At 74.3% G+C, this 15,472-nt stretch carries 12 protein-coding genes; 6 read left to right on the top strand and 6 right to left on the bottom strand.

Annotation, left to right across the window (positions count from 1 at the left end):
- The first annotated feature begins 60 nt into the window (after positions 1 to 60).
- The gene (locus ACIRB7_RS30795; RefSeq protein WP_403605158.1) at positions 61 to 1,659 is read left to right on the top strand and encodes an IucA/IucC family protein; all 1,599 of its coding nucleotides are present in this window, start codon (positions 61 to 63) and stop codon (positions 1,657 to 1,659) included.
- Between the two features lie 86 nt (positions 1,660 to 1,745).
- Here ACIRB7_RS30795 and ACIRB7_RS30790 read toward each other — a convergent pair whose 3' ends face one another.
- Entirely contained in the window at positions 1,746 to 2,879 is a 1,134-nt protein-coding gene (locus tag ACIRB7_RS30790; protein ID WP_403605485.1) for an AI-2E family transporter, read from the bottom strand.
- 106 nt (positions 2,880 to 2,985) lie between these two features.
- Here ACIRB7_RS30790 and ACIRB7_RS30785 point away from each other — a divergent pair, with 106 nt between their 5' ends.
- Entirely contained in the window at positions 2,986 to 3,225 is a 240-nt protein-coding gene (locus ACIRB7_RS30785; protein ID WP_403605156.1) for a hypothetical protein, read from the top strand.
- An 88-nt stretch (positions 3,226 to 3,313) separates the two neighbouring features.
- On the opposite strand, the gene ACIRB7_RS30780 is transcribed toward ACIRB7_RS30785, so the two are convergent.
- The gene (locus ACIRB7_RS30780) at positions 3,314 to 3,508 is read right to left on the bottom strand and encodes a DUF3046 domain-containing protein (RefSeq protein WP_041662943.1); all 195 of its coding nucleotides are present in this window, start codon (positions 3,506 to 3,508) and stop codon (positions 3,314 to 3,316) included.
- A 79-nt stretch (positions 3,509 to 3,587) separates the two neighbouring features.
- On the opposite strand from ACIRB7_RS30780, the gene ACIRB7_RS30775 reads away from it, so the two are divergent.
- Positions 3,588 to 4,520 carry a hypothetical protein gene (locus ACIRB7_RS30775; RefSeq protein WP_403605153.1) on the top strand — a complete coding sequence of 311 codons (933 nt, stop codon included), beginning with the start codon at positions 3,588 to 3,590 and terminating at the stop codon, positions 4,518 to 4,520.
- A gap of 24 nt (positions 4,521 to 4,544) precedes the next feature.
- On the opposite strand, the gene ACIRB7_RS30770 is transcribed toward ACIRB7_RS30775, so the two are convergent.
- Positions 4,545 to 5,735 (bottom strand): PucR family transcriptional regulator, encoded by a 1,191-nt coding sequence (locus tag ACIRB7_RS30770; protein WP_403605150.1) that lies wholly within the window; start codon positions 5,733 to 5,735, stop codon positions 4,545 to 4,547.
- A 151-nt stretch (positions 5,736 to 5,886) separates the two neighbouring features.
- On the opposite strand from ACIRB7_RS30770, the gene ACIRB7_RS30765 reads away from it, so the two are divergent.
- Entirely contained in the window at positions 5,887 to 7,251 is a 1,365-nt protein-coding gene (locus tag ACIRB7_RS30765) for an alkyl sulfatase dimerization domain-containing protein (RefSeq protein WP_403605147.1), read from the top strand.
- Entirely contained in the window at positions 7,248 to 8,576 is a 1,329-nt protein-coding gene (locus ACIRB7_RS30760) for an MFS transporter (protein WP_403605145.1), read from the top strand. Before ACIRB7_RS30765 ends, ACIRB7_RS30760 begins: the two co-directional genes overlap by 4 nt.
- A gap of 51 nt (positions 8,577 to 8,627) precedes the next feature.
- On the opposite strand, the gene ACIRB7_RS30755 is transcribed toward ACIRB7_RS30760, so the two are convergent.
- Genes ACIRB7_RS30755 through ACIRB7_RS30745 form a run of 3 tightly spaced genes read right to left on the bottom strand, consistent with a single transcriptional unit; the run spans position 8,628 to position 10,565 of the window.
- Positions 8,628 to 8,936 (bottom strand): AzlD domain-containing protein, encoded by a 309-nt coding sequence (locus tag ACIRB7_RS30755; RefSeq protein ID WP_403605142.1) that lies wholly within the window; start codon positions 8,934 to 8,936, stop codon positions 8,628 to 8,630.
- On the bottom strand, positions 8,933 to 9,673 hold the full coding sequence (locus tag ACIRB7_RS30750; RefSeq protein ID WP_403605139.1) for an AzlC family ABC transporter permease: 741 nt from the start codon (positions 9,671 to 9,673) through the stop codon (positions 8,933 to 8,935). The genes ACIRB7_RS30755 and ACIRB7_RS30750 overlap by 4 nt, the downstream gene beginning before the upstream one ends.
- Before the next feature lie 10 nt (positions 9,674 to 9,683).
- A complete protein-coding gene (locus tag ACIRB7_RS30745) occupies positions 9,684 to 10,565 on the bottom strand; it encodes an AraC family transcriptional regulator (RefSeq protein ID WP_403605136.1) in 882 nt (293 codons plus the stop codon).
- 133 nt (positions 10,566 to 10,698) lie between these two features.
- Here ACIRB7_RS30745 and ACIRB7_RS30740 point away from each other — a divergent pair, with 133 nt between their 5' ends.
- Positions 10,699 to 15,348: a DEAD/DEAH box helicase gene (locus ACIRB7_RS30740; RefSeq protein WP_403605133.1), complete on the top strand. Its 4,650-nt coding sequence runs from the start codon at positions 10,699 to 10,701 to the stop codon at positions 15,346 to 15,348.
- Positions 15,349 to 15,472: the final 124 nt, after the last annotated feature.

Genomic DNA, 15,472 nt, shown 5'->3' with positions numbered 1-15,472 from the left:
GTCGCCTGCCATCCACACATAACGCGATCCTCACCTACCGATCCGCACATACTGATATCGATGGACACACTCACGCGGACCGCGGACGCGCTGGCGGTGACACCCCTGCTCAACTGCCTGCTCCGCGAGGCCACGGCTCCGGCGACGGACCCGGACCCGGTGACGGCCGCGACCACGGAGCCGGCCACGGACCCAGCGACCGGTCCCGCCTCGCCCCCCTCCCCCGAGTACACCGTCCACCGCCTCCGCAGCAGCGGCCGGCTCCTCCGTGTCCGCCCCGGTCACCGCCCCTCCGGCGCCGAGCTGTGGACGGGGCGCACCTGGCGGCCTCTGCGCCATGCCGGGCTCGTCGACCTCGCCGTCCAGGAGATGCACGCCTCCACCGGCCGCCCCAACCCCGCCCTGGCCGCCGAGATGGCCGCCAGCCGTACGGCGGTCAGGGCCGTGCTCGCTGCGCGCGCGCGTACGGCCCCGCCCGAGGACCCCTGGCTCCGCTCCGAACAGGCACTGGTCATGGGCCACCCGTGCCACCCGGCCCCCAAGGCACGCACCTGCGACGGCCCCCCTGCCGCCTGGCTGCGCTACGCGCCCGAGGCGTACGCCCAGTTCCCGCTCGTGCTGCTCGGCGTACGCGACGACGCGGTCGTCGAGGACGGCGACACCGCGGCCCTGGACGCCCTCGGCGAGGCTCCCCCCGGCTACCGCCTGCTGCCCGCCCACCCCTGGCAGCTCGAACTGTCCGGCCGGACCACGCGCGTGCGTGCCGCGTTCGCCGAGGGCCTCCTCATCCGGCTGGGCGTCACGCCCCGGCCCGCGCGGCCGACAGCCTCGGTGCGCACGCTGCACCTGCCGGGCGACGGTTCACGGGACGGCGGGGACCTGTTCCTGAAGTTCAGCCTGGACGTCCGGATCACCAACGACATCCGCCGCATGCGCCGCCACGAACTGCTCCACGTGCGCCGCACGGACCCGCTGGTCGCCGCCGCCTTCGCCGCCCTGGACGGCCCGGCGGCCTGGCTGAGCGACCGCGGTTACCGCACGGTGGACGGCCTCTTCGAGACCTGTGCCGTCGTCGTCCGGGACGGTCTCGACCAGCATCTGGCCCCGGGCTCGACCGCCGTCCTCGCCGCCGCGCTCGCCGAGGGCTTCCACGGCAACCCCCTCGACCGGATCGACGATCCCCTGCCCTGGTGGTCGGCGTATCTGCGGTGTGTCGTGGCCCCCGTCCTCGAGGCGTTCGCCCGCTTCGGCGTCGTCGTGGAGTGCCACCTGCAGAACACGCTGATCGCCGTGGACGCGCACGGCATCCCCGTCCAGTCCGTCTTCCGTGACGCGGAGGGCGCGAAAACGATCCCTCAGACGCCCCGCGCCGCCGCCTGGCGGAGACTCGTCTACTGCCTCGTCGTCAACAACCTCTCCGAGATCGCCGGCGCCCTCACCCACCGCTTCCCGGGATCCGCCCCGGCCCTGTGGGCCCTGGCCCGCGCCGAGTTCGAGCGGGTCGGGCGGCTACCGGCGCTCCCCGACGTCAAGGAACTGCTCGACTCCCCCACCCTCCCCGGCAAGGCCAACCTGCTCTCCCGCTGGATCGGCGCGGAGGCGACCGCCCCCCACTACCTCCCCGTGCCCAACCCGCTCATGGAACGGGCCCACGCCTAGGGTTCCGTACGCGCCCGGGGCCCCGGACCGCGCCGGCGCGCGGCCTGCCACGAAGTACCCGGCCTTCGTACCTCTGAGCCGTGGACTCAGGAATCCTCGGGCCCGCCGATCTCCTTCTTGTGGTGCAGGGCCTTCTGCAACCGGGCCACCACCGCCTCGCCGTATCTGCGATGGCCGTGGACGCGGGGGTCGTCCGTCACGTCGTACCGCTTCACATAGGCGCCGAGGAAGGCCTGGAGGGTGGCGACGGCCGGGATGGCGATCAGCGCGCCGACGGCGCCGAGCAGCGCCGTACCCGCGATGACCGAGCCGAACGCCACCGCCGGGTGGATGTCCACCGTCTTGGAGGTGAGCTTCGGCTGGAGCACGTAGTTCTCGAACTGCTGGTAGACCACGACGAAGCAGAGCACCCACAGCGCGTACCAGGGGTTGACGGTGAAGGCGATCAGCATCGGCAGCGCGCCGGCCAGATAGGTGCCGATGGTCGGGATGAACTGGGAGACCAGGCCGACCCACACCGCGAGCGCGGGCGCGTACGGCACGTCCAGGATCTCGAAGAGCACGAAGTGCGCGAAGCCCGAGATGAGGGCCATGAGACCGCGCGAGTAGAGGTAGCCGCCCGTCTTGTCGACCGCGATCTCCCAGGCCCGCAGCACCTCGGTCTGCCGGGCGGGCGGCAGGACGGAGCAGAGCGCGCGCCGCAGCCGGGGCCCGTCGGCCGCGAAGTAGAACGAGAACAGGAAGATCATCAGGAGGCGGAACAGGCCGCCGAGGACGGTGGCGGAGACGTCGAGCACGCCGGCCGCGCTGTTCTGCACGTACTTCTGCAGCCAGTCGGAGCTCAGGACGCTGTCCTGGACCTCGACCCGCGACAGGTCCGTGTGGAAGCTCTGGTTGATCCACTTGATCACCGAGTCGAGGTACTTGGGGAAGTTCTCGACCATGTCCACGATCTGGCCGGCGAGCATCGACCCCAGCAGGACGACGAATCCGACGCTGAAGACCAGGACGGCGAGGAAGACGAGGAAGGTGGCGAGGCCGCGGCGCATCCCCCGGGCCGCCATGCGCCCGACCGCCGGTTCGATGGCGAGGGCGAGGAAGAAGGCGAGCAGGATGTTGACGAGGAGGCCGACGAGCTGGTGGAACGCCCAGCTGCCCAGCTGGAAGCAGGCGTAGAGCGCGAAGGCGAGGACGAGCGCGCGGGGCAGCCAGCGGGGCATCCTGGCGGCCGGAGCGGCGGGCGCGGACGTCGGACCGCCGCCGTCGCCCCCACCACCGTCGCCGCCGCCGCTTCTGCCGGCCGAGGCCACGGGAGCGGTCGACGCGGTGGAAACAGTCGAGCCGGTGGAAAGGGTCGACCCGCTGGAAGCCGTCGAAGCGGTCGACCCGGTGGAAGCGGTCGAAGCCATCGGTGCCGTCGAAGCGGTCGCTGCCGTCGGGTCGGTCGGTCCGGTCGGTCCGGTCGGTCCGGTCGGTCCGGTCGGTCCGGTCGGTTCAGTCGGTTCGGTGTCGTCAGTCGGGGCCACCCCGCCAGTCTCGCGCACCGCACGGACATTCCACCCGTGACCCCGTACATCCCCGCCGGACACCCACACCGCGCCGAGTAGCCGCAGTGCCGCTCGGGGGGCGGGTCGGCCCGCCCCCCGGCGAGCCGTCAGCGCTTGTCGGCCGGCACGTCGACGGCCGCGCAGACGGCCCGCCACACGTCCTTCGCCTCCCAGCCGGCGTCCAGCGCCTCGCGTACCGTCCGGCCCCCGAGCTCCGCCATCACATGGTCCCGCGCGAAGGACTCGGCATAGGACGCACCGAAGTGGTCGGCCATCCGCTCCCAGAAAATCGTCAACCGCATGACCCCAGTATCCCGCTCCCAAGAGTGCAGCCCGCTCCGTAGGCCTTGTCACCGTGCCTTTCCGCCCTACGGTCGGAGCATGTCCGAAAAACCCCTCTCCTCCTCCCCGCCCGCGACCCCCTTGGCCCGCGCCGAGCATTTCGTCTGGCTGACGGCCCGAGTCCTCGAACAGCGCAGGTTCGCCTACCACTTCCTGCGCGGCGGCGCGGATCAGGTGGAGACGGCCCTCGCCGCGTACCTCAACGAGGACGGCGGGTACGGTCACGCGCTCGAACCCGATCTGCGCGGGCCGGTCAGCCAGCCCCTGCACACCGCGCACGCGCTGCGGGTCCTGGAATCCATCGGCCGCTGCGGCGGGCTGCGCGTGGAGCGGATCTGCCGCTACCTCACGGAGGTCTCCACCCACGAGGGCGCGCTCCCGGCGATCCATCCGTCGCAGCGCGACTACCCGTCCGCGCCGTTCGTCCCTGTCGTCGACCTGCCGCCGAGCGCGCTGCTCTCGACCGGCCCGGTGGTCGGGCTCCTGCACCGCAACCAGGTGTGGCACGCGTGGCTGTTCCGGGCCACCGAGTTCTGCTGGACGGCCGTGGAGTCGCTGGAGAAGTCCCACCCGTACGAGATCGAGGCCGCCGTCGCCTTCCTGGACGGGGCCCCGGACCGCTCGCGCGCGGAAGCGGCCGCCGACCGCCTCGGCCGTCTGGTCCGCGAGCAGCGGCTCGCCGTCCTGGACCCCGACCGGCAAGAGGACTACCCCCTGCCCGACGGCTACGCGCCCGGCGAGCACCACTTCCCGCACGACTACGCGCGCGTGCCGGACTCGCTGGCCGCTCGCTGGTTCACGGAGGAGGAGATGGCCCGTTCGCTCGACCGGCTCGCCGCCGACCAGGAGGAGGACGGCGGCTGGCCGATCCGCTGGCGCGCCTGGGCCCCCGGCTCGGCCCTGGAGTGGCGGCCGATCGTCACCGTCGAGGCCCTGCGCACCCTGCGCGCCCACGGCCGCCCGGTCGGCTGACCCGGGGGCGAAGCCGCGGTCGCCCTACCCTTCCGGGGCATCGCGCAGCAGGAGGGCCGCGAGGGCGGTGGCCGTGCCCCTCGGTGTCGCCAGATCGATGCCGGTCCGTTCGGCGGTCCGGGCGAGCCGGTTGTCGACGGTGTTGGGGTGCAGCCCGAGCGCGGCGGCCGTGGCGCGCCGGTCCTGCCCGTGGGCGAGGTGGACGCGGAGGGTCTCCAGGAGCTCCGGGCGGTCGGCGACAGGATCGAGGAGGGCGGCGATCCGCCGGCCGCTCTCCCCGGGCCGGGACAGGTGGTACTCCAGGAGCACGTCGTCGAGCCGGTGCAGTCCTGGCGGCAGTCCGCAGCCGGCGGCGACCCGCAGGACCTCCCCAGCGGTACGGGCGGCCCCCGGCACCTCGCCCGGGCCCCCGGCGGCCACGACGGCGACCCGCAGCGCGGTCCCCGCGGCCAGGGAGAGCCGCCGCGCCAGGTCCTCCGGCGGTTCCGCGGCACCGGGCACGATCGCCCGCCCCGGCTCCGTACCGCTGTCGAGGAGGGCCGGCACCTCCACGCCGAAGCAGTGGTCGAGCGCGGTCTGGACGCGGCGCAGCCGCCGCCGGGCCGCCACCTCGCCCTCGTCGGGCGCGGCGACGGCACCGACGGCGAGCACGAGGCAGGGCCCGTCGAGGCCGAACGGAGCGGTCGCGAGCCCGGCCACGGGAAGCGTCCCGTCGAGGAGCCCGCGCAGCAGGGAACGGCGCTGGGCCCACCGTTCCGCCTCCAGGGCCGAACGCTCGTCGAGGTACCTCTCCGCGACACCGCCGACGACAGCCGGCTGGGACGCGAAGAGCAGGTCGGCGAGTTCGACGAGGGCCGCCTCCTCCCCGGGGCCTGCCACCTCGCGCAGGGCCTGCCACAGCATGTACGCGCCGAGACTGTGGCTGCGCAGGAGCAGGTGCAGCGGCATCCCCTCCTCGGCGCGCTGCGCGGCCCGCTCGCGGAACAGCCGCATGGCGCCGGGTTCACCGGCCCCCTGCGCGAGGGCGTAGCGCAGGAAAAGCCGTACGCCGTGGCGTACGGTCGCCGCGATCTCCACGTCCTTCATCTCGTCGGGCAGCCGGTCGTAGCCGGGAAGCCGGGCGAAGGAGTCCCTGGTCATCCTGCGCGCGAGCTCGTTCACCCGGGCCTCGCAGCGCAGTGCGAGCGCCCGGGCCGCCTCGGAGACCTCCGGCACGACCGTTCCTCCTGTCCTCCCACCCCCGAGTGTGATGGGTCACAGTACCCGGCCCCGAAAGCTGTGACGCCGCGGGATGTCGCCGCTCACCTGACAGGCCGAAACTCGGTGCCCAGGCGTTCCGCCGCACCGCACCGAAGGAGCTGCTGGTATGACCGAGCACAACCCCCGCACGTATCTCGACTACACCGACCGGGTGTGGCGGGGCGAGGAGACCCTGCTGCCGCATCTGACGGGCGCGTTCACCTCGGAGGAGCTGGTCCGGGTCCGCGACCGGATCGGGTTCTTCCCCGCCTTCGCCAACGTGGCCGTCTTCGACACCGGCTCGGGTCTGGTCCTGGTGGACTCGGGCGACGTGCGCACGGCCGAGCTGCTGCACACGGCGGTGCGCTCGTTCAGCCAGGACCCGGTGCGGGCGGTCGTCTTCACGCACGGCCATGTCGACCACGTCTTCGGCACCGCGCACTTCGACGCCGAGCGGGTCCGCCCCGAGGTGATCGCGCACGAGGCGGTGGCCGCCCGCTTCGACCGGTACGTGGCGACCTCGGGCTACAACACCTGGATCAACCGGCGCCAGTTCGGCGTACCGGGCCTTGAGTGGCCCACCGAGTACCGCTACCCGGACACGACGTTCCGCGACCGGCTGACCATGCGTCACGGCGAGTTGACGTTCGAGCTGATCCACGCGCGCGGGGAGACCGACGACCACACCTACGTATGGGTCCCGGAGCTCAAGACCCTCTGCACGGGCGACCTCTTCATCTGGAACTCCCCCAACGCCGGCAACCCGCAGAAGGCGCAGCGCTACCCGGAGGAGTGGGCGCGGGCGCTGCGGGCCATGGGCGAGCTGGGCGCCGAGGTGCTGCTGCCGGGCCACGGCATCCCGATCGTCGGCGCGGACCGGGTGGCGCGGGCGCTCGACGACACGGCGAGCCTGCTCGAGTCGCTGTGCACGCAGACCCGGGACCTGATGAACGCGGGGCTGCGCCTCGACGCGGTCATCCACGGGGTGAAGGTCCCGCAGGAGCTGCTCGCGAAGCCGTACCTCCACCCCGCGTACGACGAGCCGGAGTTCGTCGTACGGAACCTGTGGCGGCTGTGGGGCGGCTGGTACGACCAGAATCCGGCCCACCTGAAGCCGGCGCCCGAGGCGGCCGTCGCGGCGGAGTTCGCGGACGCGGCGGGCGGGGCGCTCGCCCTCGCCGAGCGGGCGGCCCGGCTCCTCGCGGAGGGCGATCTGCGGCTGGCCTCGCACCTGGCGGAGACGGCCGCCCTCGCGGCCCCCGAGGACGTCGAGGTCGCCCGGATCAGGGTCCGGGTGTACGGGACGCGGGCGGGCCGCGAGACGTCGACGATGGCCCGCGGGGTCTTCCACTGGGCGGCGGCGGAGTCCGCGGCGGTGGCGGAGGGCACCGACGTCACGACGGAGCTGACCCGCACCGCCGAGGGCCGCGACCGGGCCGCGGGCGCGATCAGCGTGGGGGTCGTCGCCGACGAGGACCAGTGCTGCGGGTGAGCGGGACACCGACACCGGACGGGGCGGCGACGGGCGGGGCGGCACGCAGCAGCCCCTGGGGCACGACGTGGCTGCTGCTCGGGTTCATGCTGGTCAACTTCGCGGACAAGGCGGTCCTCGGTCTCGCCGGACCGGGCATCATGCGCGAGTTCGGCATCTCCCGGCAGGAGTTCGGGGCCGCGCAGGCCGCGTTCTTCGCGCTGTTCTCGGTGTCGGCGCTGGCCGTGTCGGCCCTGACCCGGAAGGTGCGGACGTCCGTCCTGCTGCTCGGGATGGCGCTGCTGTGGTCGGTGGCCCAGCTGCCGATGGTGTGGGCGGCCGCCGGGTTCGGCACGCTGGTGCTGACCCGGGTGCTGCTCGGCGCGGCGGAGGGCCCGGCGGCCCCTGTGGCGGTCCACCACCTGCACGGCTGGTTCGGTCAGCGGGACCGCAACCTGCCCACGGCGGTCCTGATGGTCGGCGCCGCGGCGGGGGTCGCGGTCGCCGCGCCCGTCCTGTCGGCGGTGATCTCCGGGTGGGGCTGGCGCTGGGCCTTCGGGACGGTCGGCGTGATCGGCCTGGTGTGGGCGGCGATCTGGCGCCGGTACGGCTCCGAGGGCCCGCTCGCGCCCCCGGTGGGCGCACGCGGGCGGGAGGACACGGGTGTTCCGGAGGTGCCACTGCGGCGGGTCCTGCTGAGCGGCACGTTCCTGACGGCGTGCGCGGGCTCGTTCGCCGCGTACTGGCTGATGAGTTCGAAGCTGACCTGGCTGCCGGACTACCTGGAGACGGTACTCGGCTGGGACGCGCACCGGGCCGGTCTGATGGTGGGCGCGGGAGCCGTCGCCAACGGCGTCGTCCTGCTGGTCCACGGCGTGGTCGCGCAGCGGGCGGCCCGGCGCGGTCGGCCGGGGCGGCTGCCCGCGGGCTCGGGCGCGGGGGTGCTGCTCCTGCTGTCGGCCGCCGCCGTGACGGTCTTCGCGATGGCGGACGCGGACTGGTTGCGGGTGCCGATGATGTTCGGCCCGATGGCGCTCGCGCTGCCGATGATGACCGTGAGCCAGACGGCGGTCGCCCGGATCACCCCGCCCTCGCAGCGGGGTGTGGTGCTCGGGGCGGTGGTGTGCGTCTTCGCCCTGGGCGGTGTCCTCGCGCCGCTGGTCCTCGGCGGGATCGTGGACGCGGGCGCGACGGCGGCCCAGGGCTACGAGAACGGCTGGCTGTTCACCGCCGGTCTGCTGGCGGTCGCGGGCGCTGTGACGGCCCTGTTCCTGCGCCCCGAGCGGGACGCGGAGCGGCTGGGGGTCCCGGAGACGCCGTCGGTGGGGGTGCCGGTGGCGCACTGAGGGAGGGCCGTACGGGTACGGGGGCCGCACTCGCCCCCGTACCCGGCGGTGTCACCAGCCCAGGGCGCGTACCCCCGCCGTGACGGCGACGGCCGCACCGACGACCACGAGGAACGGGGCGCGCAGGACGAGCGCGACGGCCGCCGCGGCGAGTCCGGCGGCGCGGGCGTCGAGGACGACCGCGCTGCCCGCCCCGAACGTCTGCTGGGCGGTGAGCGCGGCGAGCAGCGCCACGGGCAGCAGGGCGGCGAGCCGCTGCACGAGCGGTCGCTCAAGAGCTCCGGCGGGGACGAGCAGGCCGACCAGTTTGACCAGGTAGCACCCGGCGGCGGTCAGGGCGATCGCGATCCAGACGGTCATCGGGGGTCCTTCTCTCGTGCGGCCGGGGCCATGCGGCGGCCCTGGAACCAGAGCACCAGGGGCGCGGCCAGGGCCGCGGCGAGGACCGGGACTCCGGCGGGCAGGACGGGCAGCAGCCCGAGGCCGAGCAGGACGGCGATCCCGGCGGTGGCCCGCTCGGTCGCGGACTTCAGCATGGGGGCGAGCAGGGCGAGGAAGACGGCCGGGCCGGCCGCGTCGAGCCCCCAGGCGGCGGTGTCGCCGATCGCCTCGGCGCCGAGCGCCCCGAGGAGCGTGGTCGCGTTCCACAGGACGTACAGCGTGAGACCGGTGGCGGTGAAGCCGATCCGGGCGGCCCGGCGGGACGGCTGGGCGAGGGCGACCGCCGTGGTCTCGTCGATCACCCAGTGCGCGGCGAACGGCCTGACGGCCTTCGGCAGGGCGAGGAGCTGGGAGAGCCGCAGTCCGTAGAAGGCGTTACGGGTGCCCAGGAAGAAGGCGCCGGCGGCGGCCGTGAAGGGGTTTCCGCCCGCGGCGAGCGCCCCGACGAGGGCGAACTGCGAGGCGCCCGTGAAGACGAGCAGGCTGAGTACGCAGGTCTGGAGGACGCTGAGTCCCGAGCCCGCCGAGGTCACGCCGAAGGCGAAGCCGGAGAGGCCGACGGCGACGCCGACACCGAGGGCGTCGCGGACGACGGCCGCGTCGGGTTTGGGCGGTGTGCTGTCGCGTATGACGGGGGGTGCTGTCTGTTCTGCCACGTCAGGGACGTTACGGGGGCGTCGGCGGCCCGGTCTTGTACGTTCTTGCGGCGAAGCCGGAGGCGTTTCCGCCGCCGCCACGCGCGCGCTGGTACGCCCCCGGCGGCACCCCGACACTGCGGGTGAAGTGCCGGTTGAGGTGCGACTGGTCGGTGAAGCCGACGGCGGCGGCCGCGGCCGCCGGGGCCGTACCGGTGTCCAGGAGCTGCCTGGCCCTCCGTACGCGCGCGTCGGTGAGCCAGGTGTGCGGCGGCATCCCGTACGCGTCCCGGAAGGCCCGGAGGAGGGCGAAGGGGCTGGTGCCGAGCTCTCCGGCGAGCCGTTCCAGGGTCGGCGGTTCGACCATGCGGTCCTCCAGGACGGCACGCGCGCGGGCCGCGTTCCGGGCGCCCGCCGAGAGCGCCGGGAGCGGGGTGACGAGTCCGCCGTGACTGCGGAGCATGCGGGCCGTGACGAGCCGGAGCAGGCTGTCGGCCGCGAGCGCGTTGCCCTCTTCCGCGGCCCGGTGGACGCCGACGACGAGCCGGGCGGCGTACGGGTCGTCGACGACGGGCGCGGTGAAGCCGACGGAGCCGCGCAGGGCGAGGGTGTCGGCGGCGATGGACCGGACGATCTCCGCGTCGGGGTAGATCGTGCGGTACGTCCAGCCCTCGGGCACGCCCGCGTGCCCGGTGTGCGGGGTGTCGGGGTTGACCAGGGCGATCTGTCCGGGGGCCGCGTGGACGAGCTCGTCGCGGTAGTGGAAGGCCTCGACGCCTTCGGTGATCGCGGCGAAGACGAAGGTCTCGTGGGTGTGCCGGGCGAAGGCCTTGCGGATGTAGTGGGCGTGCAGCAGGTCGACCCCGGGCAGCTCGGCGTACTGCCAGTACCGTGCCCGCTCCCCGCTCGCCATGCCTCCATTCTGCGCCAGGGCCCCTGGCGTCGCCGCCGCCGGACCGGCTTTCCCCCAGGTCCGGGCGGTTGTCAGGGGCAGGTTTCTCCCCAGGTCCGGGCGGTTGTCAGTGGCCGGGTGCACGATGGGGGGCATGGTCAGGTCCGCGCTCGACTCGTTCTCCCCCGCGACCCGTGGTTGGTTCACCGGGGCCTTCACCGCGCCCACGGCGGCGCAGGAGGGCGCCTGGCAGGCCATCGGCGCCGGCTCCGACGTGCTCGTCGTCGCGCCGACCGGATCCGGCAAGACACTGGCCGCGTTCCTGGCCTCCCTGGACCGGCTCGCCTCCTCGCCTCCTCCGGCCGAGCCGAAGAAGCGCTGCCGCGTGCTGTACGTGTCCCCCCTCAAGGCGCTCGCCGTGGACGTCGAGCGGAACCTGCGCTCGCCCCTGACCGGTATCCGGCAGGAGTCGGTCCGGCTCGGACTGCCCGAGCCGGACGTGCGGGTCGGCATCCGGTCCGGCGACACCCCGCCCGCCGAGCGCCGGTCGCTCGCGACCCGGCCGCCGGACATCCTGATCACCACGCCCGAGTCGCTGTTCCTGATGCTGACCTCCGCCACCCGCGAGGCCCTCGCGGGCGTGGAGACGGTCATCCTGGACGAGGTCCACGCGGTCGCGAGCACGAAGCGGGGCGCGCACCTGGCCCTGTCCCTCGAGCGGCTCGACGAGCTGCTGCCCCGCCCCGCGCGCCGGATCGGCCTGTCGGCCACCGTCCGCCCGGTGGACGAGGTGGCCCGCTATCTGTCACCGGGACGCGCCGTGGAGATCGTCCAGCCGCCGTCGGGAAAGGAGTTCGACCTCTCCGTCGTCGTCCCCGTCGAGGACATGGGCGAGCTGGGCGGCTCCCCCGCGTCCGAGGGCAAGGACGGCGGCGACAAGCCGTCGATCTGGCCGCACGTCGAGGAGCGGATCGCCGACCTCGTGCAGGCCCACCGCTCCACGATCGTCTTCGCCAACTCCCGCCGTCTCGCCGAGCGCCTGTGCAACCGGCTCAACGAGATCGCGTACGAGCGGGCTACCGGCGAGCCCCTCCCGGACACGGGCTCCCCGGCCGAGATCATGGCCCAGTCGGGGGCGGCACAGGGCACCCCGGCGCTGCTCGCCCGCGCCCACCACGGCTCGGTGTCGAAGGAGCAGCGCGCCCAGGTGGAGGAGGACCTGAAGGCGGGCCGGCTGCCCGCCGTGGTGGCCACCTCCAGTCTGGAGCTGGGCATCGACATGGGCGCGGTCGACCTCGTCGTGCAGGTCGAGTCGCCGCCGTCGGTGGCCTCCGGACTCCAGCGCGTGGGCCGTGCCGGGCACCAGGTCGGCGCGGTGTCGACCGGCGTGGTCTTCCCCAAGTACCGGGGCGACCTGGTGCAGGCGGCCGTGGTCACCGAGCGGATGCGTTCGGGCGCCATCGAGTCGATGCGGATCCCCACCAACCCCCTGGACGTCCTCGCCCAGCAGATCGTCGCGATCGTCGCGCTCGACACCTGGCAGGTGGACGACCTCCTCGCCCTGGTGCGCCGGGCGGCGCCGTTCTCGTCGCTTCCCGAGTCGGCGTTCACGGCCGTGCTCGACATGCTCGCGGGCCGCTATCCGTCGGACGCGTTCGCCGAGCTGCGCCCGCGCGTGGTCTGGGACCGGGTCGCCGGGACGGTCACGGGGCGGCCGGGCGCGCAGCGGCTCGCCGTCACCTCGGGCGGCACGATCCCCGACCGCGGCCTGTTCGGCGTGTTCCTCGCGGGCTCCGACCCGAAGAAGGGCGGCGGCCGGGTCGGTGAGCTCGACGAGGAGATGGTGTACGAGTCGCGGGTCGGCGACGTGTTCACGCTGGGCACGACCTCCTGGCGGATCGAGGACATCACCCGGGACCGGGTACTCGTCTCCCCCGCGCCCGGCGTGCCGGGCAGGCTGCCGTTCTGGAAGGGCGACCAGCTGGGCCGCCCGCTCGAACTGGGCCGGGCGCTCGGCGCGTTCCTCCGCGAGGTCGGCGCCCTCGCGGACGAGGACGCCCGGCTGCGGCTGCTCGCCGCGGGCCTGGACGCCTGGGCGGCGGACAACGTCCTGGCGTATCTGAAGGAGCAGCGCGAGGCCTGCGGCCATGTGCCGGACGACCGGACGATCCTCGTCGAGCGCTTCCGGGACGAGCTCGGGGACTGGCGGGTCGTCATCCACTCCCCCTTCGGCGCGCAGGTGCACGCCCCGTGGGCGCTGGCGCTCGGCGCCCGGCTCGCCGAGCGGTACGGAATGGACGCGCAGGTGATGCACGCGGACGACGGCATCGTGCTGCGTCTCCCGGACGCCGACCTGATGGGCCTGGACATGGGTCTGGACCTCCTCGACCACGAACCGGTCGACCCCGGCCGGCATCTCGACACCACCTACGACGCCGACAAGGCGCCCGTCGGGGCGGCCGACGCCCTCTTCGACAAAGGCGAGATCGAGCAGATCGTCACCGACCAGGTCGGCGGCTCCGCGCTGTTCGCGTCCCGCTTCCGCGAGTGCGCCGCGCGCGCCCTGCTGCTGCCCAAGCGGAACCCCGGCAAGCGCACCCCGCTCTGGCAGCAGCGGCAGCGCGCGGCCCAGCTCCTCCAGGTGGCGAGCGAGTTCGGCTCGTTCCCGATCGTCCTTGAAGCCGTCCGCGAGTGCCTCCAGGACGTCTTCGACCTGCCGGGTCTCAAGGAGCTGATGGGGGACATCGAGGCCCGCCGGGTCCGCCTGGTCGAAGTCACCACGCCCGAGCCGTCCCCGTTCGCCCGCTCCCTGCTCTTCGGCTACGTGGCGCAGTTCCTGTACGAGGGCGACTCCCCGCTCGCCGAGCGTCGGGCGGCCGCGCTCTCCCTGGACTCCCGGCTGCTCGCGGAGCTGCTCGGCCAGGCGGAGCTGCGCGAGCTCCTCGACGCGGACGTCCTGACCGAGCTGGAGCGGGAGCTCCAGTGGCTGACGGACGACCGGCGGATCAAGGACGTCGAGGGCGTCGCCGACCTGCTGCGGGTCCTGGGCCCGCTCACCGACGCCGAACTGGTCGAGCGGGGCGCCGAGGCGGGCTGGGCGCCCGACCTCGCGGCCGCGCGCCGGGCGATCCGGGTGCGGATCGGGGGCCGGGAGCACTGGGCCGCGATCGAGGACGCCGGCCGGCTCAGGGACGCCCTGGGCACAGCTCTGCCGGTCGGCGTACCCGAAGCCTTCACCGAACCGGTCAAGGACCCGCTGGGCGACCTCCTCGCGCGGTACGCGCGGACGCACGGCCCGTTCACCTCCTCCCAGGCCGCGACCCGCTTCGGCCTGGGCGCGGCCGTCACCGACGGCGCCCTCCAGCGGCTCGCCGCCTCGGGCCGGGCGGTCCAGGGCGAGTTCCACCCTTCCGGCATCGGCCAGGAGTGGTGCGACGCGACCGTCCTGCGCCGGCTGCGCCGCCGCTCCCTCGCGGCCCTGCGCCACGAGCTGGAGCCGGTGCCCCCGGCGGCACTCGCCACCTTCCTGCCGCAGTGGCAGCACCTGGGAAGCAACAGCCTGCGCGGTATCGACGGCCTCGCCCGCGCGATCGAGCAGCTCCAGGGCGCGCCCGTGCCCGCGTCGGCCCTGGAGAAGCTGATCCTGCCGTCCCGGGTCCTGGGCTACGCCCCGGGGCTCCTCGACGAGCTGACGACCACCGGCGAGGTGGTCTGGGCGGGAGCGGGCTCGCTGCCCGGCAAGGACGGATGGGTCTCGTTGTACCTCGCGGACGCGGCGCCGCTGCTCCTCCCGCCGGCGCATCCGCTGGAGCTGTCCGCGCTCCACGAGTCGGTGCTCACGACCCTCTCCGGCGGGTACGGTCTGTTCTTCCGCCAGATCGCCGACCAGATCCGGGCCACCACCCATCCGGACGCGACCGACCCCCAGCTCGCCGACGCCGTCTGGGACCTGGCCTGGTCGGGCCGGCTCACCAACGACACCCTGGCGCCGCTGCGCGCGCTCCTCGGCTCGGGCCGTACGGCCGGATCGACCGCCCACCGCGCGCGGCGCACGGTCCCGCGTGGCCGGTACGGCACGCTGACGGCGGCCGCCCGCCCCGCCTCCCGCACGGGGCCGCCCACAGTCTCCGGCCGCTGGTCGCTGCTGCCCCCGCTGGAACCGGAGCCGACCCATCGGGCGCACGCCCTGGCCCGTACCCTCCTGGACCGGCACGGGGTGGTCACCCGGGGCGCGGTGGCCGCCGAGGGTGTGGAGGGCGGTTTCTCGGCCACGTACCGGATCCTGGCCGCCTTCGAGGACAGCGGCCAGGCCCGGCGCGGCTATGTCGTGGAGGGCCTCGGCGCGGCCCAGTTCGCGATGGACGGCGCGGTGGACCGGCTGCGGGCCGCGGCGACGGCCCGCGACCGGGGCGCCGAGGCGGCGGCCGGTCCCCGGGCCCTGGTCCTCGCCGCGGCCGATCCGGCGAACGCGTACGGGGCGGCCCTGTCCTGGCCCGAGCCGCCGACCGGCGCCGGGCACAAGCCGGGGCGCAAGGCGGGCGCGCTGGTGGTCCTGGTCGACGGTGAGCTCACGCTCTACATGGAGCGCGGCGGCAAGACGCTGCTGTGCTGGGCGACCGAGCCGGACGATCCCGCCCTGGCGGCGGCGGCGGAGGCGCTGGCGGCGCCGGCGCGTGCGGGAACTCTGGGCACGGTCACGGTGGAAAGAATCAACGGCACGACGTCCCTGACGTCCCCCCTGTCCCGCCCCCTGGAAACAGCCGGCTTCCGCCCCACCCCAAAAGGCCTCCGCCTCCGCGCCTAACCCCCACGACGCCCCCCTCGCAAGCTGCGCCCGGAGCCGGCACGACCCCCCTCACCCCCGTCGCGGGCGCCCACCCGCACCCCGCCCCCCGTCATGGGCCGCGCCCAGAGCCGCCCCCGTATCC

The sequence above is a fragment of the Streptomyces sp. NPDC093795 genome (genome assembly GCF_044764665.1).
Lineage (GTDB): Bacteria > Actinomycetota > Actinomycetes > Streptomycetales > Streptomycetaceae > Streptomyces.
The sequence above is the reverse complement of the archived record's forward strand: the minus strand, read 5'-3'. Positions and strand labels throughout refer to the sequence as shown.

Coding starts and splice junctions, on each gene's coding strand:
- ACIRB7_RS30795 (WP_403605158.1), top strand. CDS start 61: ATGGACACACTCACGCGGACCGCGGACGCGCTGGCGGTGACACCCCTG.
- ACIRB7_RS30790 (WP_403605485.1), bottom strand. CDS start 2,879: ATGCCCCGCTGGCTGCCCCGCGCGCTCGTCCTCGCCTTCGCGCTCTAC.
- ACIRB7_RS30780 (WP_041662943.1), bottom strand. CDS start 3,508: ATGCGGTTGACGATTTTCTGGGAGCGGATGGCCGACCACTTCGGTGCG.
- ACIRB7_RS30775 (WP_403605153.1), top strand. CDS start 3,588: ATGTCCGAAAAACCCCTCTCCTCCTCCCCGCCCGCGACCCCCTTGGCC.
- ACIRB7_RS30765 (WP_403605147.1), top strand. CDS start 5,887: ATGACCGAGCACAACCCCCGCACGTATCTCGACTACACCGACCGGGTG.
- ACIRB7_RS30755 (WP_403605142.1), bottom strand. CDS start 8,936: ATGACCGTCTGGATCGCGATCGCCCTGACCGCCGCCGGGTGCTACCTG.
- ACIRB7_RS30745 (WP_403605136.1), bottom strand. CDS start 10,565: ATGGCGAGCGGGGAGCGGGCACGGTACTGGCAGTACGCCGAGCTGCCC.
- ACIRB7_RS30740 (WP_403605133.1), top strand. CDS start 10,699: ATGGTCAGGTCCGCGCTCGACTCGTTCTCCCCCGCGACCCGTGGTTGG.